The following is a 230-nucleotide window of genomic DNA, read 5'->3' as shown; positions in this document are numbered from 1 at the left end:
CTCGTCACCCACGATATCGGTGAAGCCATCGCCATGAGCGATACGATCTATTTATTTTCGAATCAGCCGGGCACCATCCACCAAATATTCACCGTGCCTAAGGAGCTCGCGGCTTTAGATCCGTTTGACGCGCGTCAGGATCCGGCCTTTCAGCCGCTGTTTCAAACCATATGGAAGGAGCTGAATTCCCTTGAAAAACAGCAGCGGCACGATTGAACAGCTTCATCAGC

Annotated in this window: 1 pseudogene; it reads left to right on the top strand. The window is 51.7% G+C overall.

Features of this window, described 5'->3' with window-relative positions:
- Positions 1-216, top strand: a pseudogene (locus tag SB660_RS24240) (spermidine/putrescine ABC transporter ATP-binding protein); the annotation flags it as partial.
- Positions 217-230 lie beyond the last annotated feature (14 nt).

Origin of the sequence: Bacillus sp. SIMBA_005 (genome assembly GCF_046535585.1) — a bacterium.
Taxonomy (GTDB): domain Bacteria; phylum Bacillota; class Bacilli; order Bacillales; family Bacillaceae; genus Bacillus; species Bacillus pumilus.
Note: the sequence above shows the minus strand (reverse complement) of the source record. Positions and strands in the feature narration are given on the sequence as shown.